The organism is Pseudomonas sp. GW821-FHT02H09, assembly GCF_059421425.1.
Map to the genome: position 1 here is coordinate 212,322 of NZ_JBWKVA010000005.1, position 22,013 is coordinate 234,334.

Below are 22,013 nucleotides of genomic sequence, written 5' to 3' on the forward strand. Positions count from 1 at the left end.
CATGTCCGCGCCCTGGCAGCCGTTGCTCGAATGGTGGTTCGGTTCAGCCGAAGCACCTAATGATGTAGCGGCTGACAAGGGCACATTGTGGTTCGGTAAGCGTGACAGCCAGGACCTCGAAGCGCGCACGCGTTTCGGGGATCTGGTGGAGCAGGCACTGGCCGGCGGATTGACCGAGTGGACGCAATGTCCCGAAGGTTGGCTGGCCCTGGTGTTGTTACTCGATCAGTTACCGCGAATGATCTTTCGCGAAACCGCCAAATCCTTTGCAGGCGACTTGAGAGCCCAGGCTCTGGTGGCGCAAGGTATTGCCGCGGATTTCGATCGGCAACTGCTGCCTATCCAGCGGGTGTTCATCTACCTGGTGTTCGAGCATTGCGAGCATCTGGCGGTGCAAAACGAAGCCATCTCACGTTTTGCCGACTTGTTGGCTCAGCAACCCGAGGCGGATCGTGCGGTGTTTGCCGATAACCTCGATTACGCCGAACGGCATCAGAAAATCATCGCAAGGTTTGGGCGCTTTCCCCATCGCAATGCGATTCTTGGGCGGGAGAGTACGCCTGAAGAGTTGGCGTTTTTGAGCAGGCCTGGGTCGCGGTTCTAGCCACAGATCGTTCCCACGCTCCGCGTGGGAATGCCTCAATGGACGCTCCGCGTTCGGCTCTTGGGACGCAGAGCGTCCCGGGCTGCATTCCCACGCGGAGCGTGGGAACGATCATTGGCGTTGTTTAAATCCTGAAACTACCCACCAACTGCTTGAGCCGCGCGGCCTGCTGCTCAAGGTCGGCACACGCGCGCAAGGTCGATTGCAGGTTTTCCACGCCTTCCTGGTTGAGGGTGTTGATCTCGGTGATGTCGACGTTGATCGACTCGACCACGGCCGTTTGCTCTTCGGTGGCGGTGGCTACCGACTGGTTCATGCCGTCGATCTCGCCGATGCGCTGGGTCACGCTGCTCAGGCGCTCGCCGGCCTGGTTGGCGATACCGACGCTGCTTTCGCTCTGGCGCTGACTGTCGGTCATGGTGACGACGGCTTCCCGCGCGCCGACCTGCAACTCTTCGATCATGGTCTGTACTTGCTGCGCTGAATCCTGAGTACGGTGGGCGAGGTTGCGTACCTCATCGGCGACCACCGCAAAACCACGTCCGGCCTCACCGGCACGGGCGGCTTCGATGGCAGCGTTGAGGGCCAGCAGGTTGGTTTGTTGCGAGATGCTGGTGATCACTTCGAGGATTTGCCCGATGTTCACCGTGTTGCTGTTCAGCGTCTCGATATTGCCGCACGAATCGCTGATGTTGGCCGACAGCTGCTGCATGGCTGCGATGGTTTTATCCACCACTTGCTGACCGTCCTCGGCCAGGCTGCGTGCATCGCTGGAATGCTGCGAGGCGAGGGCGGCGTTCTGGGCGATTTCCTGCGCCGCAGCGCCGAGCTGGTTGATTGCCGCGGCAACGCTGCTGGTACGCGAAGCCTGCTGGTCGGAGTTGAACATCGACGAGTTGGAAGCGCTGACCACCCGCAAGGCCACTTCGTTGACCTGGCCGGTGGCCGAGGCGACTTCACGAATCGAGGTATGAATTCGCTCGACGAAACGGTTGAAGGACATGCCCAGCGCGCCGAATTCGTCGTGGCCATGAATGGTCAGGCGCTTGGTCAGGTCGCCTTCACCTTCGGCAATATCGTGCATGGCGCGGCCCATGGTCAGCAGTGGTTGCATCAACACGCGGATCAGCATGCCGAGCAGGGCGATGATGATCACCACGGCTATCGCCATAGCGATGATTGCCGAGGTGCGGAATTCGCTGAGCATCGAGAACGCGGTGTCCTGGTCGAGCACCAACGCCACATACCAGTCCGCCGATGGCACCCCGTTGACGTGGGTGAAGGAGATGAACTGGGACTTGCCGTCCAGATCAACTTCTTTCATGCCCGGGCTGATCTTCGGTGCGCCGTTTGGATAAGCGTCAGCCAGGTTTTTGAGCACCAGTTTGCTGTTCGGGTGGATCAGGATCTTGCCGTCGGCGCTGACGATAAAGGCATGGCCATGGCCGCCGAAGTTCAGCGAGTTGATGATCGCGCTGACGCTGGACAGGTCGATGTCGGCGCCGGCCACACCGATGAATTGGTTCTGATGCTGCACCGGGGTAGCGATGGTGATCACCAGCTTGCCTGACGACGCAGCGATGTAGGGCTCGGTGACAATGGTCTGCTGGGCGCTGTTGGCCGCTTTGTACCAGCCACGGGAGCGCGGGTCGTAGTCCGCCGCCCGATTACCGGCCGGAACCGAAAACATCACGCCGTCCTGGCCGCCGAAGTAGCTCAGCTGGAAATTGCTGGTGTAGGCCGGCAGGCCGACGCTGCGCTTGAGGTTGTCAGGCGTGCTGCCGTCGATGGCGATCTGTTGGGCGAGCGACTGCAGCAATTGCATGCGGCTTTCCAGCCAGGTCTGGATGTTGCTGGTGGTCAGGCTGCCAAGTTCCTGCATTGAGGATTCGGTGCTGTTGCGCAAGGTTTGACGCTGTCGATAGTCATTGAACAGGATGAAGCAGGCAAACGCGACAGCGACCACAAGAGCGGCTGCAAGCAGAATCTTATGGCTGAATTTCATATTTCTGGTCATTAAATGAACTACCGCGATGGGCTGGTCAACGAAAGGCGTCAATTTGCCAGGTGTCAGGGGCTTTTGCGCTGCCTCTATGTCGACTCGCCAGCGCCAAAGATTAGGCCGCTTTTGAGATATCCGACGAAATACCTGTTTGCGTAGGAAAATGGCTGATTTCAGGGGGGATTAGAGAGCTTTACATGTAAGAAATAGCCCGTGGCTTGGGGAACCAGATGGCACTTTTCTCTTCTAAGCTTCTGGTTGGCAGCCATGCCTTCCCCCTTCCGTCCAGGAGTTTCACCATGTCGCTGCGTTCTCTCGCTCTGTTGTCGTTCTGCGTGCTGTTGGCTGCGTGCAGCAAGGTCAATCAGGAAAACTACTCGAAAATTTCGACCGGCATGCCCAAGGCCGAAGTCGAAAAACTCTTGGGTACTCCTTCCGATTGTTCCGGCGCCCTGGGCATGTCCAGCTGCACCTGGGGCAACAAGAACAGCTTTATCAGCGTGCAGTACGCGGGTGACAAAGTGCTGATGTTTTCCGGGCAAGGCCTGAAGTAAACCGGGGCCAGGCGCTCACGGGAGAAAAATAATGATGCGGTTCGTAATAGCTCTTTTGGCCAGCCTGGTATTGGCTGGCTGCGCCACTTCTGGCAATGACCCATTGGCACCCAAGACCGCCAACAGCGTCAATCTCAAGCGTTACCAAGGAAAATGGTATGAGTTGGCCCGCCTGCCAATTTACTTCCAGCGTAACTGCGCGCAATCCGAAGCCCATTACATCCTTAAGGCTGATAGCAATGTCCTGATATTCAACCGCTGCCTGACCCCTGACCGGCAATGGGAAGAGGTCAAAGGCACGGCAACGCCGCAGATTCCCGGCAAAACCGACAAGCTGTGGGTCGAATTCGATAATTGGTTGACCACCCTGTTGCCAGGCGTTTCCAAGGGCGAATACTGGGTGTTGTACGTCAGCGACGACTACAAGACGGCCATCGTCGGTAGTCCGAGCCGTCGCCACCTTTGGCTGTTGTCCAGAACGCCAGAGCTTGATGCGGCGAAGCGTGAAGAACTGCTGAGCAGGGCGCGTCAGCAGGGTTACGACACGACCCGCCTGATCTGGCGAGTGTCGGATACGAAGATGGCCCAGACGTCGAAGTAGCGACACCGGGTTTGATCGTTCCCACGCGCGTGGGAACGATCGTCAGTCAGACCTTACTTAGCCCAACAACTCGCGCAACACTTGGGTGAATGCCCGGCTGCTGTCTTCTTCTCCGGCATGATGGCCGTTGCGGATCACCCATTGACCGTTGACCAGTACGTCCCGCACCTGGCGATCGCCACCGGCGAATAGCCAGCGGTTGAGTATCGCGTCGCCATTTGCCGTTGCCAGATATGGATCGTTGCCGTCGAGTACCAGCCAGTCGGCGCGCTTGCCGACTTCCAGAGCGCCGATCGGCTGCCCCAATGCCTGGGCCCCGCCGTCCAGTGCGGCGTCATACAAGGTGCGGCCGACCATTGGCTGATCGCCGCGATACAAGCGATTACGCCTTTGATCGCGCAGACGCTGACCGTATTCCAGCCAGCGCAGTTCTTCCACCACACTGAGCGACACATGGCTGTCGGAGCCAATGCCCATCCGTCCGCCCTGGGCGAGGAAGTCCACCGCCGGAAAAATCCCGTCACCAAGGTTGGCTTCAGTGGTCAGGCAGAGACCGGCGATGGCCTTGCTCCTGGCCATCAGCGCGACTTCTTCAGGATTGGCGTGGGTCGCATGGACCAGGCACCAGCGCTGATCGACCTCGGTATTTTCGTAGAGCCATTGCAGCGGACGGCGACCGCTCCAGCTCAGGCAGTCGTCGACTTCCTTTTGCTGCTCGGCGATGTGGATATGTACCGGGCACTGTTTATCGCTGGCCGCCAGTACTTCGCTGATCTGCTGTGGCGTCACTGCGCGCAGCGAGTGGAAGCACAAGCCCAATTGTTGCGCCGGTTGTTGTGCCAGCAGCGGCTGCAGACGCGCCTGTAAATTCAGATAGTTTTCGGTGCTGTTGATAAAGCGCCGCTGGCCTTCATTGGGCGCCTGGCCACCGAAACCGGAATGGCTGTAAAGCACTGGCAGCAGGGTCAGGCCGATTCCGGCAGCGCTGGCGGCCTGGCTGATCTGCAATGACAACTCGGCCGGATCGGCGTAGGGCTGGCCATTGGTGTCGTGATGCACATAATGGAATTCGGCGACTGAGGTGTAGCCAGCCTTGAGCATTTCGATGTAAAGCTGACGGGCGATGATCCCGAGTTGTTCCGGACTGATTTTTCCGACGAGGCGATACATCAGGTCGCGCCAGGTCCAGAAGCTGTCGTTCGGATTGCCGGCGACTTCCGCCAGTCCGGCCATCGCCCGCTGGAACGCGTGGGAGTGCAGATTCGGCATCCCCGGCAGCAGCGGACCGCTTGATATTTCGGCGCCATCTGCACTGGCATCGGCCTGGATGTGGGTCAGTACGCCATCGGCGTTGACCTCAAGACGTACATTGTTGGCCCATCCACTAGGCAGCAGTGCGCGTTCGGCAAAGAAAGCGGACATGGTTCAGCACCCCATCGTGTGTTATTTGTATATACATATACAGACGTTTGCCTGCCCGGTAAACTCCGGCAAGCTATCAACCTTTATTAACGAACAAGGATTTCCCGTGCCGACTCCGCCTGCCGTCTCCCCGCTGGCTGCCCATATGGGCGACAGTCCGGCGCCCTTGTACGCCCGCGTCAAACAGATGATCACTCAGCAAATCGAGAGTGGGAACTGGCCGCCGCACTATCGCGTTCCGTCGGAAAGCGAGCTGGTCAGCCAGTTGGGCTTCAGTCGTATGACCATCAATCGCGCCTTGCGCGAGATGACCGCCGACGGTCTGCTGGTGCGTATGCAGGGTGTCGGTACATTCGTCGCCGAACCGAAGAGCCAGTCGGCTCTGTTCGAAGTGCATAACATTGCCGACGAAATCGCCTCCCGTGGCCATCGCCACACGTGCAAAGTGATCACCCTCGAAGAAGAGGCTGCCGGCTCCGAGCGCGCTTTGGCGCTGGATATGCGTGAAGGCCAGAAGGTCTTCCACTCGCTGATCGTGCATTTCGAGAACGATATTCCCGTGCAAATCGAGGACCGTTTCGTCAACGCGCTGGTGGCGCCGGAATACCTCAAACAAGACTTCACCTTGCAAACGCCTTACGCCTACCTGAATCAGGTTGCCCCATTGACCGAAGGCGAACACGTGGTCGAAGCGATTCTTGCCGAGCCTTCCGAATGCAAATTGCTGCAGATCGAAAAAGGTGAGCCGTGCCTGCTGATTCGCCGTCGGACCTGGTCCGGGCGTCAGCCAGTGACGGCCGCTCGTCTGATCCACCCCGGTTCCCGTCATCGTCTGGAAGGGCGGTTTCATAAATAAAGAGCCATAAACAAGAGGCATAAATGAGTCAGTTGAACGTTTTGCGTGCCGCCGATTATCCGCGCATGCCCTGGAAAAACGGCGGCGGCAGCACCGAAGAAATCACCCGTGATGCGGGCACCGGCCTGGACGGTTTCGGCTGGCGCCTGTCGATTGCCGATATCGGTGAGTCGGGCGGCTTCTCCACCTTTGCCGGTTATGAGCGGGTCATCACCGTGCTGCAGGGTGATGGCATGACCTTGACGGTCGATGGTCAGAAAACGCGGCCACTGTTACCGCTGGACCCGTTTGCGTTCAGCGGCGAAAGCCAGGTTTCCTGCACGCTGCTTGGCGGTGCGATTCGCGACTTCAACCTGATTTATGCGGCGAATCGTTACCAGGCGCGGTTGCAGTGGGTCAGTGGCGAGCAGCGGTTTTTCAGCTCGACCGCAACGCTGCTGGTGTTCAGCGTGGCCGATGCACTCCAGGTGCAGATCGATGGCGGCGCGGTCCATGTATTGGGTCGTCATGATTGCCTGCAACTGAACGGTAACACCGGGTTGCTGGATGTTTCCGTCCGCGGCCAGTGCTGTGTGATCGAACTGACAGCGCTCTGATTCAACCGTCTTAAAAGAATCGCAACGTGCGGCCGCTCTGAGAGCTGTCGTCAGTTGCGATTTTTTGCTTTCTGGCTTCCGGTAACCCGTTTCCCTACGCGCACCAATTTGTTACCGAACGCCCCAGCGTGGCGCAAAATCGCGCTCAGGTAACAGATCTCACGCTTCGAAAAAATCCTCCCCAAAAAAATCTCCAGTGGCCAAACCCTTGCCCCAAGGGCTTTTCAGCCAGATCCAACACTTTATTGAATGTCCATCCAGCAAGTTGGCCGCTTGATTGCATATGCTTGTATGTACAAGTAAAGACGTATGTGTATGAGTCGCGGAGACTCGACCATCGTCCACTGATTCGCCGGTGTGCACCGTTTGCACATTGGCTTGCTCGCCCACTGCCTGGGTTAGTTTGGATTGATCGCTGAGGAGTTTTTTTCGTGACCGAGAATAAGCCTACTAAATACCGTGATGTCGAAATCCGCGCTGCTCGCGGCAACAAGTTGACCGCCAAGAGCTGGTTGACCGAAGCGCCGCTGCGGATGCTGATGAACAACCTCGACCCGGAAGTGGCCGAGAACCCCAAGGAGCTGGTGGTTTACGGTGGTATCGGTCGTGCGGCACGTAACTGGGAGTGCTACGACAAGATCGTCGAAAGCCTGACCAATCTGAATGACGACGAAACCCTGCTGGTGCAATCCGGCAAGCCGGTCGGCGTATTCAAGACCCACAGCAACGCCCCGCGCGTGCTGATCGCCAACTCCAACCTGGTGCCACACTGGGCGAACTGGGAACACTTCAACGAACTGGACGCCAAAGGCCTGGCCATGTACGGCCAGATGACTGCCGGCAGCTGGATCTACATCGGCAGCCAGGGCATCGTTCAGGGCACCTACGAAACCTTCGTCGAAGCCGGTCGCCAACACTACAACGACAACCTCACCGGTCGTTGGGTCCTGACTGCCGGTCTGGGCGGCATGGGCGGCGCTCAACCGCTGGCCGCTACCCTGGCCGGCGCGTGCTCGCTGAACATCGAATGCCAACAAGTGAGCATCGATTTCCGCTTGAACAGCCGCTATGTCGATGAGCAAGCCACCGACCTCGACGACGCGCTGGCCCGCATCGCCAAATACACCAGGGAAGGCAAGGCGATTTCCATCGCCCTGCTGGGTAACGCGGCTGAAATTCTGCCGGAACTGGTCAAGCGCGGCGTGCGCCCGGACATGGTCACCGACCAGACCAGCGCCCACGACCCGCTCAACGGCTACCTGCCAGCCGGCTGGACCTGGGACGAATACCGCGCTCGCGCCAAGACCGAGCCGGCTGCCGTGGTCAAAGCCGCCAAGCAATCCATGGCCGTGCACGTCAAAGCGATGCTCGACTTCCAGAAAATGGGCATTCCGACCTTCGACTACGGCAACAACATCCGTCAGATGGCGCAAGAAGAAGGCGTCGAGAACGCCTTCGACTTCCCGGGCTTCGTACCGGCTTACATCCGTCCGCTGTTCTGCCGTGGCATCGGCCCGTTCCGTTGGGCGGCGCTGTCGGGCAACGCTGAAGACATCTACAAGACCGACGCCAAGGTCAAAGAGCTGATCCCGGACGACGCCCACCTGCACAACTGGCTGGACATGGCGCGCGAGCGCATCAGCTTCCAGGGGCTGCCGGCACGTATCTGCTGGGTGGGCCTGGGTCTGCGCGCCAAGCTCGGTCTGGCGTTCAACGAAATGGTTCGCAGCGGTGAATTGTCCGCGCCAATCGTGATCGGCCGCGACCACCTGGACTCCGGTTCGGTGGCCAGCCCGAACCGCGAAACCGAGTCGATGCAGGATGGCTCCGACGCCGTGTCCGACTGGCCACTGCTCAACGCCCTGCTCAACACCGCCAGCGGCGCGACCTGGGTGTCCCTGCACCACGGCGGCGGCGTCGGCATGGGCTTCTCCCAGCACTCGGGCATGGTGATTGTCTGCGACGGTACGGACGAAGCGGCCGAGCGTATCGCTCGCGTGCTGCACAACGACCCGGCCACCGGGGTCATGCGTCACGCCGATGCCGGTTACCAGATCGCGATCGACTGCGCCAACGAGCAGGGCCTGAACCTGCCGATGATCACCGGTTGAGAAACTGACCCAACGCAAACCCTGTAGGAGCCGAGCTTGCTCGCGATAAACGATGACGCGGTTTGTCAGGTACACCGTCATCGCGAGCAAGCTCGGCTCCTACAGGGGTCGAGTGAATTACTGGAACAATCCATAGAGGTTGAACAATGGCTGTTAATGACGATCGTGCAAGCAGTAAACCGTTGATCGAAAAGCGTTCGATCGACTACATCCCGGAAGCGGAAAGACACGGTCGTCTGTTCAGTCAATTCACCTTGTGGCTGGGTGCCAACCTGCAAATCACCGCGATTGTTACCGGTGCATTGGCGGTAGTGCTCGGTGGGGATGTGTTCTGGTCGTTGATTGGTTTGCTGGTCGGGCAGTTGCTCGGCGGTGGCGTCATGGCGTTGCATGCGGCCCAAGGCCCGCAGTTGGGGTTGCCGCAGATGATTTCCAGCCGCGTGCAGTTTGGCGTGTATGGTGCGGTGATTCCGTTGGTGCTGGTGTGCCTGATGTACATCGGGTTTTCCGCCAGCGGTTCGCTGCTCGCGGGGCAGGCGATTGCCCAGTTGCTGAATGTCGATGACTGGATCGGGATCGTGACCTTTGCCGGTCTGATCGTGGTCCTGACCATCTTCGGCTATCGGGTCATTCACGGGATTGGCCGGGTGGCCAGTGTGCTGGGTGTGATCGCGTTCGCTTACCTGTTCTACAAACTGCTCGCCGGCAACGATATCGGCGCGCTGTTGGGTAACAAGCATTTCTCCCTGAGCAGTTTCCTGCTGGCGATTTCGCTGTCGGCGTCCTGGCAGATTGCTTTTGGTCCGTACGTCGCGGACTACTCGCGCTACCTGCCGCGCACGACCTCGGCGTCGAAGACGTTTTGGGCGGTGGGCCTGGGTTCGATGATCGGCGCGCAGACCTCGATGGTCTTCGGGGTGTTCGCGGCGGCATTGGCCGGTTCGCAGTTCGCCCATCACGAAGTGTCGTTCATCGTCAGCCTCGGCGGTACCGGCATCGTCGCGGCCCTGCTGTACTTTGCCGTGGCCTTTGGCAAGGTGACCGTCACCACGTTGAACGCCTATGGCAGCTTCATGTCGATTGCCACCATCATCAGTGGCTTTCGCGGCAGCCGGAAGATTTCCAGCACGGTTCGCCTGCTGTACATCTTCGCCATGGTCGTGATCGCTACCTTGCTGGCAGTGCTTGGCAAGGACTCGTTCCTCAAGGAATTCTCCGCGTTCATCCTGTTTCTGCTGGCATTCTTCACGCCGTGGAGCGCGATCAACCTGGTGGACTTCTACTGCATTACCAAAGAGCGTTATGACATCCCTGCACTGTCCAATCCCGACGGTCGCTACGGGCGCTGGAACATCATGGGGATCACCATTTATGTGTTCGGTGTGCTGATTCAGATGCCGTTCATTTCAACGCATTTCTACACCGGTCCATTGGTCGCGAGCCTCGGTGATACCGATATCTCCTGGATCATTGGCCTGGTGGTACCTGCAGGGATGTATTACCTGGCGGCCAAGAAGTGGCATGGCGCAGTACCTGACCGTTTGATCCTGCCGGTAGAGCAGGGCGCGGTAACAGCACACAAGCTGAGTGGGGCAGGCCGCGCTACTGCGGTCTAGACCTTGATTGGACGTGGACAGGGCTGGATGCCTTTTGACTGCCGTAATCCATTTCATGTTTAGGAGTGTCACACAATGAAAATGAATAAGACCCTGCTGACCACTATGCTTTCATTGGGTGTACTCGCCAGCGCGGGCGCCACTCAGGCAGCCAGTTGGTGCGAATCCGGCAAGCCGGTGAAATTTGCCGGGTTGAACTGGGAAAGCGCCATGCTGCTCACTGACGTGCTGCAGGTCGTGCTGGAAAAAGGTTACGACTGCAAAACCGACAGCCTGCCGGGCAACTCCATCACCATGGAGAACGCCCTGAGTAGCAACGACATCCAGGTTTTCGCCGAGGAGTGGGTTGGCCGCAGCGAAGTCTGGAACAAGGCCGAGAAGGCCGGCAAGGTCGTTGGTGTCGGTGCGCCAGTGGTTGGTGCGATGGAGGGTTGGTACGTGCCGCGCTACGTGGTTGAAGGTGACGCCAAGCGTAAACTGGAAGCCAAGGCCCCGGGCCTGAAAAACATTGCTGATCTGGGCAAGTATTCCGCCGTGTTCAAAGACCCGGAAGAGCCAGGCAAGGGCCGTTTCTACAACTGCCCGGCCGGTTGGACCTGTGAGCTGGACAACAGCGAAATGCTGAAAAGCTACGGCCTGGAAAGCAGCTACACCAACTTCCGCCCAGGTACCGGCCCGGCACTGGATGCTGCGGTGCTGTCGAGCTACAAGCGTGGCGAGCCGATCCTGTTCTACTACTGGTCGCCAACGCCGCTGATGGGCCAGGTTGACCTGGTGAAACTGGACGAAAAACCAGGCGTGGATAAAAGCGTGAGCATCAAGGTCGGCCTGTCCAGGACCTTCCACGACGAAGCCCCGGAACTGGTCGCCGTGCTGGAAAAGGTCAACCTGCCAATCGACCTGCTGAACCAGAACCTCGGGCGCATGACCAAAGAGCGGATCGAATCGCCAAAACTGGCCAAGATCTTCTTGAAGGAACATCCTGAAGTCTGGCACGCATGGGTGAGCGAAGACGCAGCCAGGAAAATCGACGCGGCCTTGTAGGTTGAGCCTTTCCGACTGCCCCAAAGGGCAGTCGCAAGCTTGATCGCAACCCCTTGATTGAGAGTCTCTTATGTTTCCCGAAAGCTTTACCTTTTCCATCGCCGACTGGGTCAACGGTTGGGTCGATTCGCTGGTCACCAACTATGGTGATGTGTTCCGGCACATCTCCGACACCCTGCTCTGGGCCATCGTCAACCTCGAAGGCCTGCTGCGTGCGGCACCGTGGTGGTTGATGCTGGCGATCGTGGCGGGCGTTGCCTGGCACGCGACCCGTAAACTGGTAACCACCGCGGTCATCGTTGGCTTGCTGTTCCTGGTGGGCGCTGTCGGCCTTTGGGACAAGCTGATGCAAACCCTGGCGCTGATGCTGGTGGCAACGGTCATCTCGGTGTTGATTGGCGTTCCGTTGGGCATTCTGTCGGCGCGCAGCAACCGTCTGCGTTCGGTGCTGATGCCGATGCTGGACATCATGCAGACCATGCCGAGCTTCGTGTACCTGATCCCGGTGCTGATGCTCTTCGGTCTGGGCAAGGTTCCGGCGATTTTCGCCACGGTGATCTACGCCGCACCGCCGCTGATTCGTCTGACCGATCTGGGTATCCGTCAGGTCGACGGCGAAGTGATGGAAGCGATCAACGCCTTCGGCGCCAACCGCTGGCAGCAACTGTTTGGTGTGCAACTGCCGTTGGCCCTGCCGAGCATCATGGCCGGGATCAACCAGACCACCATGATGGCCCTGTCGATGGTAGTGATTGCCTCGATGATCGGTGCCCGTGGCCTGGGTGAAGATGTATTGGTGGGTATCCAGACCCTCAACGTCGGACGCGGCCTGGAAGCCGGCCTGGCGATCGTGATTCTCGCAGTGGTCATCGACCGCATTACTCAGGCCTATGGTCGGCCACGGCATGAGGTGAGCAAATGAGTAGCGCAGCCATCAGCAAGATCGAAGTCAAAAACGTCTTCAAGATTTTCGGTAATCGTTCGGCCGACGCGCTGAACATGATTCGCCAGAACAAGACCAAGGACCAGGTGCTGGCCGAAACCGGCTGCGTGGTCGGGGTCAACAACCTGTCGCTGAGCATTGGCACCGGCGAGATCTTCGTGATCATGGGCCTGTCCGGCTCCGGTAAATCGACCTTGGTGCGGCACTTCAATCGCCTGATCGATCCCACCAGCGGCGCGATTCTGGTGGACGGCGTGGACATTCTGCAATACGACATGGACGCCCTGCGCGAATTCCGTCGGCACAAGATCAGCATGGTGTTCCAGAGCTTCGGTCTGCTGCCGCACAAGAGCGTGCTGGATAACGTCGCCTACGGCCTGAAAGTACGCGGTGAAACCAGGCAAGTGTGTGCCGAGCGTGCGCTGCACTGGATCAACACCGTGGGCCTCAAGGGCTACGAAAACAAATACCCGCATCAGCTGTCCGGCGGTATGCGTCAGCGTGTGGGCCTGGCCCGCGCCTTGGCGGCGGACACCGACATCATCCTGATGGACGAAGCCTTCAGTGCACTCGATCCGCTGATTCGCGCCGAAATGCAGGACCAGTTGCTCGAGCTGCAAAAGACTTTGCACAAGACCATCGTGTTCATCACCCACGACCTCGACGAAGCCGTGCGCATCGGCAACCGCATTGCGATCCTCAAGGATGGCCGGTTGATCCAGGTCGGCACGCCGAAAGAGATCCTGCATTCTCCAGCGGATGAATACGTCGATCGTTTCGTTCAGCGACGGGCAGCGGTGGTTTAAGAGATTTGCAGTGAGTTTGTTGGCCTCATCGCGAGCAAGCTTGCTCCCACATTGGATTTTCAGTGTTTACATAACCCCTGTGGGAGCGAGCTTGCTCGCGATAGCGTCGCAAAGGCTGCACAAAAATTCAGGTTTGTACGGTGAGGTTGAAGATGTCCCAGGCTGAAAAAATCGTTATCGCCGATGCCCCATTGCGTTGGCAGGATGTGGTTGCGGTCGCACGTGGTGGCGCGGTGCTTGAGTTGTCGGCTGGCACCTGGGCGCGGATCGAGAACGCTCAAGCCATCGTCCAGCGCATCGTCGTCAGCGGCGAGCGTGCCTATGGCGTCAATACCGGCCTGGGTGCGCTGTGCAACGTATCCTTGCAAGGCGAACAACTGAGCCAACTGTCGCGCAATACTCTGCTCAGTCATGCCTGCGGCATCGGTGCGCCTCTGGCCAACGAACAGACCCGGGCGATCATGTGCGCGGCGATCATCAACTACAGCCATGGCAAATCCGGCGTGCATCGGCAAGTGGTCGAAGCGCTGCTGGCTTTGCTCAACCGCGGTATCACCCCGCAAGTGCCGTCCCAGGGTTCGGTGGGTTACCTGACCCATATGGCCCACATCGGCATCGCCCTGCTGGGTGTCGGCCAGGTCAGCTATCGCGGGCAGATCGTTTCCGCGCAGCAGGCCCTGGCCGAAGAAGCTCTGAAACCTGTGCAACTGGGTGCCAAGGACGGTCTGTGCCTGGTCAACGGCACGCCGTGCATGACCGGCCTGAGCTGCCTGGCGATTGCCGACGCCACCCGACTGGTGCAGTGGGCCGATGTGATCGGCGCCATGAGCTTTGAGGCCCAGCGCGGGCAGATCGCCGCGTTCGACGCCGAAATCATCGCCCTCAAGCCGCACCCGGGCATGCAGCAGGTCGGTATCAACCTGCGTAGCCTGCTCGATGGCAGTGAAGTGATTGCCAGCAGCAAGGGCATTCGCACCCAGGACGCATTAAGCATCCGCTCGATTCCGCAGGTGCACGGCGCGGTGCGGGATCAGCTGGACCACGCCACCCGTCAGGTCGAAATCGAACTCAATTCCGTCACCGATAACCCGATGCTGCTGGGCACTGCGGACAACTTCCGGGTGATGTCCCAGGCCAACCCGCACGGCCAGTCGGTGGCTTTGGCTGCTGACCTGCTGGCGATTGCCATGGCGGAAATCGGCTCGATTGCCGAGCGTCGCCTCGACCGTTTGATCAACCCGCACGTGAGTGGTTTGCCGGCATTCCTGGTGGCTAACCCCGGCGTCAACTCCGGGATGATGATCGTCCAGTACGTTGCGGCTTCCCTGTGCGCAGAAAATCGCCAGTTGGCGCAACCGGCAGTACTCGACAACTACGTCACCTCGGGCCTGCAGGAGGACCATCTGAGCATGGGCACCAACGCAGCACTGAAGCTGCATCGGGCGCTGGAAAACTGCACGCAGATTCTCGCTATCGAATATCTGCTGGCCGCCCAGGCCTTCGAATTTCTCAAGGAGCAACGCTTCGGTGCCGGCACTGACGTCGCGTGGAGACTGTTGCGTGAGCGCGTTCCGGCCTATGACCAGGACCGCTGGCTGGCGCCGGATATTGCCAGCGCCGCAAGCGTTTTGAAAGACCCGATATTGCTGCAAACCGCTTTACCGAACTTGCACTGAAACCGATTTCCACAAAAGCCAGCGTGCCAAGGCGCCACCCCCTCAAAAAGTGGGCAGCGACGGACAACGGAATCATCCGGAGCGACTGGCTAGTTAATAAAACTCTCAAAAGGAGCATAAATATGAATGCGCTAAACCTTATTCCAGGTCAACTGACCCTTGCCCAACTGCGTGCTGTCTATCAGCAGCCAGTAACCATCAGCCTTGACGAAAGCGCCTCGGCACAGATCGAAGCCAGCGTCGCCTGCGTGGAACAAATCCTCGCCGAAAACCGCACCGCCTACGGCATCAACACCGGTTTCGGTCTGCTGGCTTCAACCCGCATCGCCAGCGAAGACCTGGAAAACCTCCAGCGCTCCCTGGTGCTGTCTCACGCTGCCGGTGTGGGCGTGCCAATCAGCGACGCGCTGGTGCGACTGATCATGGTCCTCAAGGTCAACAGCCTGAGCCGTGGTTTCTCCGGGATCCGTCGCAAGGTGATCGATGCGCTGATCGCACTGATCAACGCCGAGGTGTACCCGCATATTCCTCTCAAAGGTTCGGTCGGTGCTTCCGGCGACCTGGCGCCACTGGCCCATATGTCGTTGGTACTGCTGGGCGAAGGCAAGGCGCGCTACAAAGGTGAATGGCTGGACGCTGTGAGCGCCTTGAAGCAAGCCGGTCTGCAACCGCTGACTTTGGCAGCCAAAGAAGGTCTGGCGCTGCTCAACGGTACCCAGGTATCCACCGCCTACGCACTGCGCGGCCTGTTCGAAGGCGAAGATCTGTTTGCTGCGGCAGTGGCTTGTGGCGGCTTGAGCGTCGAAGCAGTGCTGGGCTCGCGCTCGCCGTTCGATGCACGGATTCACGACGCTCGCGGTCAACGCGGTCAAATCGACGCGGCTGCCGCTTATCGCGATCTGCTGGGTGAGCGCAGCGAAGTCTCCGACTCCCACCAGAACTGCGAAAAAGTTCAGGACCCGTACTCCCTGCGCTGTCAGCCACAAGTCATGGGCGCCTGCCTGACCCAGTTCCGTCAGGCTGCCGAAGTGCTGAGCATCGAATCCAACGCAGTGTCGGATAACCCGTTGGTGTTCGCTGCTGAAGGCGACGTGATTTCCGGTGGTAACTTCCACGCTGAGCCAGTGGCCATGGCCGCTGACAACATAGCGCTGGCTATCGCTGAAATCGGCTCGCTGAGCGAACGCCGCATCTCGCTGATGATGGACAAGCACATGTCGCAATTGCCGCCATTCCTGGTGGCCAACGGCGGGGTTAACTCCGGCTTCATGATCGCTCAGGTGACTGCTGCGGCATTGGCCAGCGAAAACAAAGCACTGGCGCACCCGCACTCGGTCGACAGCCTGCCGACTTCGGCCAACCAGGAAGACCACGTTTCCATGGCGCCTGCCGCCGGTAAACGTCTCTGGGAAATGGCCGAGAACACCCGTGGCGTCCTCGCTGTGGAATGGCTCGCCGCTTGCCAGGGCCTGGACCTGCGCGATGGTCTGAAGACGTCGAGCAAACTTGAAGAAGCCCGTGGCATCCTGCGCAGCAAAGTACCGTTCTACGAGAAAGACCGTTTCTTCGCTCCGGACATCAACGCTGCGAGCGAGTTGTTGGCGAGCCGTTGCCTGAACGAGCTGGTGTTGGCGAAATTGCTGCCTAGCCTCTGATAGTGCTGATTGTTCCCACGCTCTGCGTGGGAATGCAGCCCGTGATGCTCTGCGTCACAAGAGCGGACGCAGAGCGTCCAATGAGGCATTCCCACGCAGGAGCGTGGGAACGATCTTTTCCGACAAAAACAATTAAGGACGAGAAATGCAGCAGCAAGCAAAAGGCTTGAAACGCGGGCTATCGGCTCGCCATATTCGTTTCATGGCGCTGGGGTCGGCAATCGGCACCGGGCTTTTTTACGGTTCTGCCTCGGCCATTCAAATGGCCGGTCCTGCGGTATTGCTGGCGTACCTGATTGGTGGCGCGGCGGTGTTCATGGTCATGCGCGCCCTCGGTGAGATGGCCGTGCATAACCCTGTTTCCGGTTCTTTCGGTCAGTACGCCAGTACTTACCTGGGGCCGATGGCGGGCTTTATTCTCGGTTGGACCTACGCGTTTGAAATGGTCATCGTCGGGCTTGCCGACGTAACGGCCTTCGGCATCTACATGGGCTTCTGGTTTCCGGAAGTCGCGCGCTGGATCTGGGTGCTCGGCATTGTGTTCCTGATCGGCGGGCTGAACCTGTGCAACGTCAAAGTCTTCGGTGAAATGGAGTTCTGGCTGTCGCTGCTCAAAGTCGGCGCCATCATCGCGATGATCCTCGGCGGACTCGGCATTATTGTGTTCGGCATCAGCAGCTCGCCGAGCTCGCAGATCACGGGAATCAGCAATCTCTGGACCCAGGGCGGCTTTATGCCCAACGGTGTCGGCGGCTTGATCGCTTCGTTCGCAGTGGTGATGTTTGCGTTCGGCGGCATCGAAATCATCGGCGTGACCGCCGGTGAAGCGAAAGACCCGCAGCATGTCCTGCCAAAGGCGATCAACGCCGTTCCCTTGCGGATTCTGCTGTTCTACGTGCTGACCATGTTCGTGCTGATGGCGATCTACCCATGGCAGCAGATCGGTAGCCAGGGCAGTCCGTTCGTGCAGATTTTTGACCATCTGGGGATCAGCTCGGCCGCAACTATCCTCAATATCGTGGTGATCTCGTCGGCGGTCTCGGCCATCAACAGTGACATCTTTGGTGCGGGCCGCATGATGTACGGTCTGGCCCAGCAAGGTCAGGCGCCGAAGGGCTTTGGCCAGTTGTCGCGCCATGGCGTGCCATGGATGACGGTGGTGGTTATGAGCGCAGCCTTGCTCGGTGGTGTGCTGCTGAACTACCTGATTCCGGAAAACGTGTTCATGCTGATCGCCTCGATTGCGACCTTTGCCACGGTCTGGGTCTGGTTGATGATTCTGGTCACTCAGGTGGCAATGCGTCGCTCCATGAGCCCGGCTGAAGTCGCACAACTGAAGTTCCCGGTGCCGTTCTGGCCGTATGCGCCGATGGCGGCGATCGTCTTCATGGCGTTTATATTCGGTGTGCTTGGCTACTTCCCGGATACTCAGGCAGCCTTGATCGTCGGCCTGGTGTGGATTGCCCTGCTGGTACTGGCCTACCTGTTGTGGGTCAAGCCAGCCGCAGGGCAGGCGGTACAGGTTTCCAACGACCTTTCTTTGTCTCATCGATAACCTAACGGAGGCCTGGGATGAAAACTCTCTGGCAACACTGCCACGTCGCAAGCATGGCGCAGGGTAACTACTCGATCATCGAGGATGCCGCCATCGTGACGTCAGGAGCGCACATAGAGTGGATCGGCCCGCGCAGTGAACTGCCGGCCGGTGAATACCCCGAGGTGCATGACCTCGCGGGTGCCTGGGTCACGCCGGGTCTGATCGACTGCCACACCCACACAGTGTTCGGTGGCAATCGCAGCGGCGAGTTCGAGCAGCGCTTGCAAGGCGTTAGCTATGCCGAAATCGCCGCCGCTGGCGGTGGCATTGCCAGCACCGTGCGTGCGACCCGGGCGGCCAGCGAGGATGAATTGTTCGCCAGCGCGCATAAACGCTTGAAGAGCTTGCTGCGCGACGGCGTCACCAGTGTCGAGATCAAGTCCGGCTATGGCCTGGATCTGGCCAGTGAGCGCAAGATCCTGCGGGTGATCCGCCGTCTCGGTGCTCAATTGCCGGTCAGTGTGCGCAGCACCTGTCTGGCTGCCCACGCCTTGCCACCGGAATATGCGGACCGCGCCGACGATTACATCGAGCACATCTGCAGCGAAATGCTTCCGGCACTCGCCGCCGAAGGGTTGGTGGATGCGGTTGACGCGTTTTGCGAATACCTGGCGTTTTCGCCGGAACAGGTCGAGCGGGTGTTCATCGCCGCGCAGAACCTCGGTTTGCCGGTGAAATTGCATGCCGAACAGTTGTCCTCCCTGCATGGGTCGAGCCTGGCGGCGCGCTATCACGCGTTGTCGGCTGACCATCTGGAGTTCATGACCGAAGACGACGCCATCGCCATGGCCAAGTCTGGCACTGTCGCAGTGCTGTTGCCGGGAGCGTTCTACTTTCTGCGCGAAACCCGGCTGCCGCCGATGGACGCCTTGCGCAAACACGGCGTGAAAATCGCCATCGCCAGCGACCTCAACCCCGGCACCTCGCCGGCGCTGTCGGTGCGGCTGATGCTGAACATGGCTTGCACGTGCTTTCGCATGACCCCGGAAGAGGCTCTGGCGGGTGCGACCATTCATGCGGCCACCGCGCTGGGCATGGATCAGACCCATGGCTCGCTGGAAGTCGGCAAAGTGGCGGATTTCGTCGCTTGGCAGATCGATCGTCCGGCAGACCTGGCGTATTGGCTGGGCGGTGACCTGGATAAACGCGTCGTGCGTCACGGCGTTGAAGTCACGTTTTAGGAGAATGGCAGTGGATAAGGTTCTGAACTTCAAACAAGGCCGAGTGCCGTTGCTGATCAGCATGCCCCATGCTGGCGTGCGTCTGAGCCCGGCAGTAGAAGCCGGGCTGATTCCCGAAGCGCAAAGCCTGCCGGATACCGACTGGCATATCCCGCAGCTCTACCAGTTCGCGCAAGAGTTGGGCGCCAGCACCCTGGCCGCCGAGTACTCACGGTTCGTTATCGACCTGAACCGGCCTTCCGACGACAAGCCTTTGTATGTCGGCGCTACCACCGGTTTGTATCCGGCGACGCTGTTCGACGGCGTGCCATTGTTCCGCGAAGGACTTGAGCCGTCCGCCGAGGAACGTGCGCGTTATCTTGAGCAGGTCTGGACGCCGTATCACAGCACCTTGCAACAAGAGCTGGCGCGGCTGAAAGCCGAGTTCGGTTATGCACTGTTGTTTGATGCGCACTCGATCCGCTCAGTGATCCCGCATTTGTTCGAAGGGCAACTGCCGGACTTCAACCTTGGCACCTTCAATGGCGCCAGTTGCGATCCACAGTTGGCTACGCAACTGGCAGCCATCTGCGCCCGGCATCCGGACTACAGCCATGTGCTCAACGGGCGCTTCAAGGGTGGGCATATCACAAGGCATTACGGTAACCCGGCCGAAAACATCCATGCCGTGCAACTGGAGCTGGCGCAGTGCACTTATATGGAAGAGGTCGAGCCGTTCCGCTACCGCCCTGATCTGGCCGTGCCGACTCAGGTGGTGCTCAAGCAATTGCTGCAAGGATTGCTGGATTGGGGGCAGAAGCACTACCGCGGATAGATTTGAAAGATCGTTCCCACGCTCTGCGTGGGAACGATCGGTCGAGTCAAACACCCCCCCAATTTCTCCAAGGACATGCTCATTGCACAATTCGGGTTTATGATGCCGGACGGCAGAATAATAGAAGTCCCCCCAGGGATGACCTCGACCCCATACGGAGTGCGCAATGCAGACTTTGTACCCGCAGATCAAACCCTACGCCCGGCACGATCTGGCCGTCGATAAGCCACATGTACTGTATGTCGACGAAAGTGGTTCACCGGAAGGTTTGCCGGTGGTGTTCATCCACGGCGGGCCAGGGGCCGGATGCGATGCGCAAAGCCGTTGTTTTTTCGACCCGAACCTGTATCGCATCGTCACCTTCGATCAGCGCGGTTGCGGTCGTTCGACACCTCACGCCAGCCTTGAAAACAACACTACCTGGGATCTGGTCGCTGACCTTGAGCGGATTCGCCAGCATTTAGGTATCGAAAAATGGGTGTTGTTCGGAGGCTCCTGGGGCTCGACCCTGGCGCTGGCTTACGCGCAAACTCATCCGGAGCGGGTCCACGGGCTGATTCTGCGCGGGATCTTTCTCTGCCGTCCGCAGGAAATCGAATGGTTCTACCAGGCCGGTGCCAGCCGCATGTTCCCGGATTACTGGCAAGACTACCTGGCGCCGATTCCATTGGATGAGCGCGACGACCTGCTCGGCGCTTTCCATAAACGTCTGACCGGCAATGACCAGATCGCCCAGATGCACGCGGCCAAAGCCTGGTCGACATGGGAAGGTCGTACTGCAACCTTGCGTCCCAACCCGATGGTAGTCGAGCGCTTTTCCGAACCGCAGCGCGCGCTGTCGATTGCCCGGATCGAGTGCCACTATTTCACTAACAATGCCTTCCTTGAGCCCAACCAGTTGATCCGCGACATGCAGAAGATCGCTCACTTGCCGGGTGTGATCGTCCATGGCCGCTACGATGTGATCTGTCCGTTGGATAACGCCTGGGAACTGCATCAAGCCTGGCCGAACAGCGAATTGCTGATCATTCGCGATGCTGGTCACGCGGCATCCGAATCGGGAATTACCGATGCGCTGGTGCGCGCGGCCAACAAAATGGCCCGTCGCTTGCTTGACCTGCCGCCTGAAGAAGCATGAAGGGCCTGCTCCAGCGCGTGCGTGGTGCGCGAGTCGAAGTGGCGGGGGAAATCGTTGGCGCGGTCGACCAGGGTTTGCTGGTGCTGGTGGCGGTCGAACCCGAGGATACCCGGGCCAGCGCCGACAAATTGCTGCATAAGCTGCTCAACTATCGGGTGTTCAGTGATGCCGAGGGCAAGATGAACTTGTCGTTGGCCGATGTCGGCGGCGGTTTGCTGCTGGTGTCGCAGTTCACCCTGGCTGCCGATACCAAAAACGGTTTGCGCCCGAGCTTTTCTACCGCGGCCCCTCCGGCATTGGGAGAAGAGCTTTTTGGCTATTTATTAGCCAAGGCGCAACAATTGCATAGCAATGTGGCATCGGGAAGATTTGGCGCAGACATGCAGGTGCATTTGGTCAATGATGGCCCGGTAACCTTCCTGTTACAGACCTGAAAGCGCTTGAAATATCTATTTAAGCTCTTTTTGGCCGAAAACAGGGGTTTTTCGCGATAAATACTTTGTTACCCCTGATGCGTTGTAACGCGGCCTACTAGATAATCGCGCGCTACGGGGATCAGCGTTCGTTGGTCCATTTTGACTTAGGTAGAGACTTGTCCTGGACCGTTTGGGGAATCATTTCGCCCCTGCGGAGTCGGAATAATGCTCGCCAACCTGGCATGAGTGGCTTGTACGGTTAGTTTGTTAGCAATATTTCGGATGTCAGGGAGTCAGAGACAAGGCGTTGCGACCAGTCATAGCCCGCTATGGCGAGGAGCAGCAACGCAGTATCTGGATTCCTGGCGCCGAAATAGGCAA

19 protein-coding genes are annotated in these 22,013 nt (G+C 59.1%); 17 read left to right on the plus strand and 2 right to left on the minus strand.

The genetic code is table 11. The annotated features are described in order from the left end of the window. Position 1 precedes the first annotated feature (1 nt). Positions 2-604 carry a DUF924 family protein gene (locus AC07VR_RS08820; RefSeq protein ID WP_495011036.1) on the plus strand — a complete coding sequence of 201 codons (603 nt, stop codon included), beginning with the start codon at positions 2-4 and terminating at the stop codon, positions 602-604. A 124-nt stretch (positions 605-728) separates the two neighbouring features. On the opposite strand, the gene AC07VR_RS08825 is transcribed toward AC07VR_RS08820, so the two are convergent. Further along, positions 729-2,621, minus strand: coding sequence for a methyl-accepting chemotaxis protein (locus AC07VR_RS08825; RefSeq protein WP_494994333.1), 1,893 nt, complete (start codon positions 2,619-2,621; stop codon positions 729-731). A gap of 284 nt (positions 2,622-2,905) precedes the next feature. On the opposite strand from AC07VR_RS08825, the gene bamE reads away from it, so the two are divergent. Together bamE and AC07VR_RS08835 are read left to right on the plus strand one after the other, a co-directional pair. Continuing rightward, the gene (gene bamE, locus AC07VR_RS08830; protein WP_419113747.1) at positions 2,906-3,160 is read left to right on the plus strand and encodes an outer membrane protein assembly factor BamE domain-containing protein; all 255 of its coding nucleotides are present in this window, start codon (positions 2,906-2,908) and stop codon (positions 3,158-3,160) included. Between the two features lie 31 nt (positions 3,161-3,191). Beyond that, positions 3,192-3,761, plus strand: a complete 570-nt coding sequence (locus tag AC07VR_RS08835; protein WP_495011037.1) for a lipocalin family protein — start codon at positions 3,192-3,194, stop codon at positions 3,759-3,761. Positions 3,762-3,818: 57 nt separating this feature from the next. Here the strand turns inward: AC07VR_RS08835 and AC07VR_RS08840 are convergent, their stop codons facing one another. After that, a complete protein-coding gene (locus AC07VR_RS08840; protein WP_494994331.1) occupies positions 3,819-5,183 on the minus strand; it encodes a formimidoylglutamate deiminase in 1,365 nt (454 codons plus the stop codon). A 145-nt stretch (positions 5,184-5,328) separates the two neighbouring features. Here AC07VR_RS08840 and hutC point away from each other — a divergent pair, with 145 nt between their 5' ends. From hutC to dtd, 14 genes are all read left to right on the plus strand, one after another. Next, entirely contained in the window at positions 5,329-6,039 is a 711-nt protein-coding gene (gene hutC / locus AC07VR_RS08845; protein WP_494994483.1) for a histidine utilization transcriptional repressor HutC, read from the plus strand. 23 nt (positions 6,040-6,062) lie between these two features. Further along, positions 6,063-6,635, plus strand: a complete 573-nt coding sequence (locus AC07VR_RS08850) for a HutD/Ves family protein (protein ID WP_495011038.1) — start codon at positions 6,063-6,065, stop codon at positions 6,633-6,635. Between the two features lie 431 nt (positions 6,636-7,066). After that, positions 7,067-8,746, plus strand: coding sequence for a urocanate hydratase (hutU, locus tag AC07VR_RS08855; RefSeq protein ID WP_495011039.1), 1,680 nt, complete (start codon positions 7,067-7,069; stop codon positions 8,744-8,746). Positions 8,747-8,892: 146 nt separating this feature from the next. Next, positions 8,893-10,362, plus strand: coding sequence for a purine-cytosine permease family protein (locus tag AC07VR_RS08860; protein WP_494994328.1), 1,470 nt, complete (start codon positions 8,893-8,895; stop codon positions 10,360-10,362). 75 nt (positions 10,363-10,437) lie between these two features. Continuing rightward, on the plus strand, positions 10,438-11,406 hold the full coding sequence (locus AC07VR_RS08865) for an ABC transporter substrate-binding protein (protein ID WP_495011040.1): 969 nt from the start codon (positions 10,438-10,440) through the stop codon (positions 11,404-11,406). Positions 11,407-11,476: 70 nt separating this feature from the next. Beyond that, the gene (locus AC07VR_RS08870; RefSeq protein WP_494994326.1) at positions 11,477-12,328 is read left to right on the plus strand and encodes an ABC transporter permease; all 852 of its coding nucleotides are present in this window, start codon (positions 11,477-11,479) and stop codon (positions 12,326-12,328) included. Further along, positions 12,325-13,155 (plus strand): quaternary amine ABC transporter ATP-binding protein, encoded by an 831-nt coding sequence (locus tag AC07VR_RS08875; protein ID WP_495011041.1) that lies wholly within the window; start codon positions 12,325-12,327, stop codon positions 13,153-13,155. Before AC07VR_RS08870 ends, AC07VR_RS08875 begins: the two co-directional genes overlap by 4 nt. Positions 13,156-13,307: 152 nt before the next feature. Further along, complete coding sequence (gene hutH / locus AC07VR_RS08880; protein ID WP_495011042.1) at positions 13,308-14,831, plus strand: histidine ammonia-lyase; 1,524 nt, start codon at positions 13,308-13,310, stop codon at positions 14,829-14,831. Between the two features lie 122 nt (positions 14,832-14,953). Continuing rightward, the gene (gene hutH, locus AC07VR_RS08885; RefSeq protein WP_494994323.1) at positions 14,954-16,486 is read left to right on the plus strand and encodes a histidine ammonia-lyase; all 1,533 of its coding nucleotides are present in this window, start codon (positions 14,954-14,956) and stop codon (positions 16,484-16,486) included. 145 nt (positions 16,487-16,631) lie between these two features. Beyond that, positions 16,632-18,041, plus strand: coding sequence for an amino acid permease (locus tag AC07VR_RS08890; RefSeq protein WP_494994322.1), 1,410 nt, complete (start codon positions 16,632-16,634; stop codon positions 18,039-18,041). Positions 18,042-18,058: 17 nt separating this feature from the next. Next, positions 18,059-19,264, plus strand: a complete 1,206-nt coding sequence (hutI, locus tag AC07VR_RS08895; protein WP_494994321.1) for an imidazolonepropionase — start codon at positions 18,059-18,061, stop codon at positions 19,262-19,264. Positions 19,265-19,274: 10 nt separating this feature from the next. After that, complete coding sequence (hutG, locus tag AC07VR_RS08900; RefSeq protein ID WP_494994320.1) at positions 19,275-20,078, plus strand: N-formylglutamate deformylase; 804 nt, start codon at positions 19,275-19,277, stop codon at positions 20,076-20,078. 166 nt (positions 20,079-20,244) lie between these two features. After that, complete coding sequence (gene pip, locus AC07VR_RS08905; RefSeq protein WP_494994319.1) at positions 20,245-21,216, plus strand: prolyl aminopeptidase; 972 nt, start codon at positions 20,245-20,247, stop codon at positions 21,214-21,216. Beyond that, complete coding sequence (dtd, locus tag AC07VR_RS08910) at positions 21,213-21,650, plus strand: D-aminoacyl-tRNA deacylase (RefSeq protein WP_495011043.1); 438 nt, start codon at positions 21,213-21,215, stop codon at positions 21,648-21,650. Before pip ends, dtd begins: the two co-directional genes overlap by 4 nt. Positions 21,651-22,013 lie beyond the last annotated feature (363 nt).

What these genes read in the sequence shown, in the direction of transcription:
- AC07VR_RS08820 (WP_495011036.1), top strand. Translation starts at nt 2, where the DNA reads ATGTCCGCGCCCTGGCAGCCGTTGCTCGAATGGTGGTTCGGTTCAGCC.
- AC07VR_RS08825 (WP_494994333.1), bottom strand. Translation starts at nt 2,621, where the DNA reads ATGACCAGAAATATGAAATTCAGCCATAAGATTCTGCTTGCAGCCGCT.
- bamE (WP_419113747.1), top strand. Translation starts at nt 2,906, where the DNA reads ATGTCGCTGCGTTCTCTCGCTCTGTTGTCGTTCTGCGTGCTGTTGGCT.
- AC07VR_RS08835 (WP_495011037.1), top strand. Translation starts at nt 3,192, where the DNA reads ATGATGCGGTTCGTAATAGCTCTTTTGGCCAGCCTGGTATTGGCTGGC.
- AC07VR_RS08840 (WP_494994331.1), bottom strand. Translation starts at nt 5,183, where the DNA reads ATGTCCGCTTTCTTTGCCGAACGCGCACTGCTGCCTAGTGGATGGGCC.
- hutC (WP_494994483.1), top strand. Translation starts at nt 5,329, where the DNA reads ATGGGCGACAGTCCGGCGCCCTTGTACGCCCGCGTCAAACAGATGATC.
- AC07VR_RS08850 (WP_495011038.1), top strand. Translation starts at nt 6,063, where the DNA reads ATGAGTCAGTTGAACGTTTTGCGTGCCGCCGATTATCCGCGCATGCCC.
- AC07VR_RS08860 (WP_494994328.1), top strand. Translation starts at nt 8,893, where the DNA reads ATGGCTGTTAATGACGATCGTGCAAGCAGTAAACCGTTGATCGAAAAG.
- AC07VR_RS08865 (WP_495011040.1), top strand. Translation starts at nt 10,438, where the DNA reads ATGAAAATGAATAAGACCCTGCTGACCACTATGCTTTCATTGGGTGTA.
- AC07VR_RS08870 (WP_494994326.1), top strand. Translation starts at nt 11,477, where the DNA reads ATGTTTCCCGAAAGCTTTACCTTTTCCATCGCCGACTGGGTCAACGGT.
- AC07VR_RS08875 (WP_495011041.1), top strand. Translation starts at nt 12,325, where the DNA reads ATGAGTAGCGCAGCCATCAGCAAGATCGAAGTCAAAAACGTCTTCAAG.
- hutH (WP_495011042.1), top strand. Translation starts at nt 13,308, where the DNA reads ATGTCCCAGGCTGAAAAAATCGTTATCGCCGATGCCCCATTGCGTTGG.
- hutH (WP_494994323.1), top strand. Translation starts at nt 14,954, where the DNA reads ATGAATGCGCTAAACCTTATTCCAGGTCAACTGACCCTTGCCCAACTG.
- AC07VR_RS08890 (WP_494994322.1), top strand. Translation starts at nt 16,632, where the DNA reads ATGCAGCAGCAAGCAAAAGGCTTGAAACGCGGGCTATCGGCTCGCCAT.
- hutI (WP_494994321.1), top strand. Translation starts at nt 18,059, where the DNA reads ATGAAAACTCTCTGGCAACACTGCCACGTCGCAAGCATGGCGCAGGGT.
- pip (WP_494994319.1), top strand. Translation starts at nt 20,245, where the DNA reads ATGCAGACTTTGTACCCGCAGATCAAACCCTACGCCCGGCACGATCTG.
- dtd (WP_495011043.1), top strand. Translation starts at nt 21,213, where the DNA reads ATGAAGGGCCTGCTCCAGCGCGTGCGTGGTGCGCGAGTCGAAGTGGCG.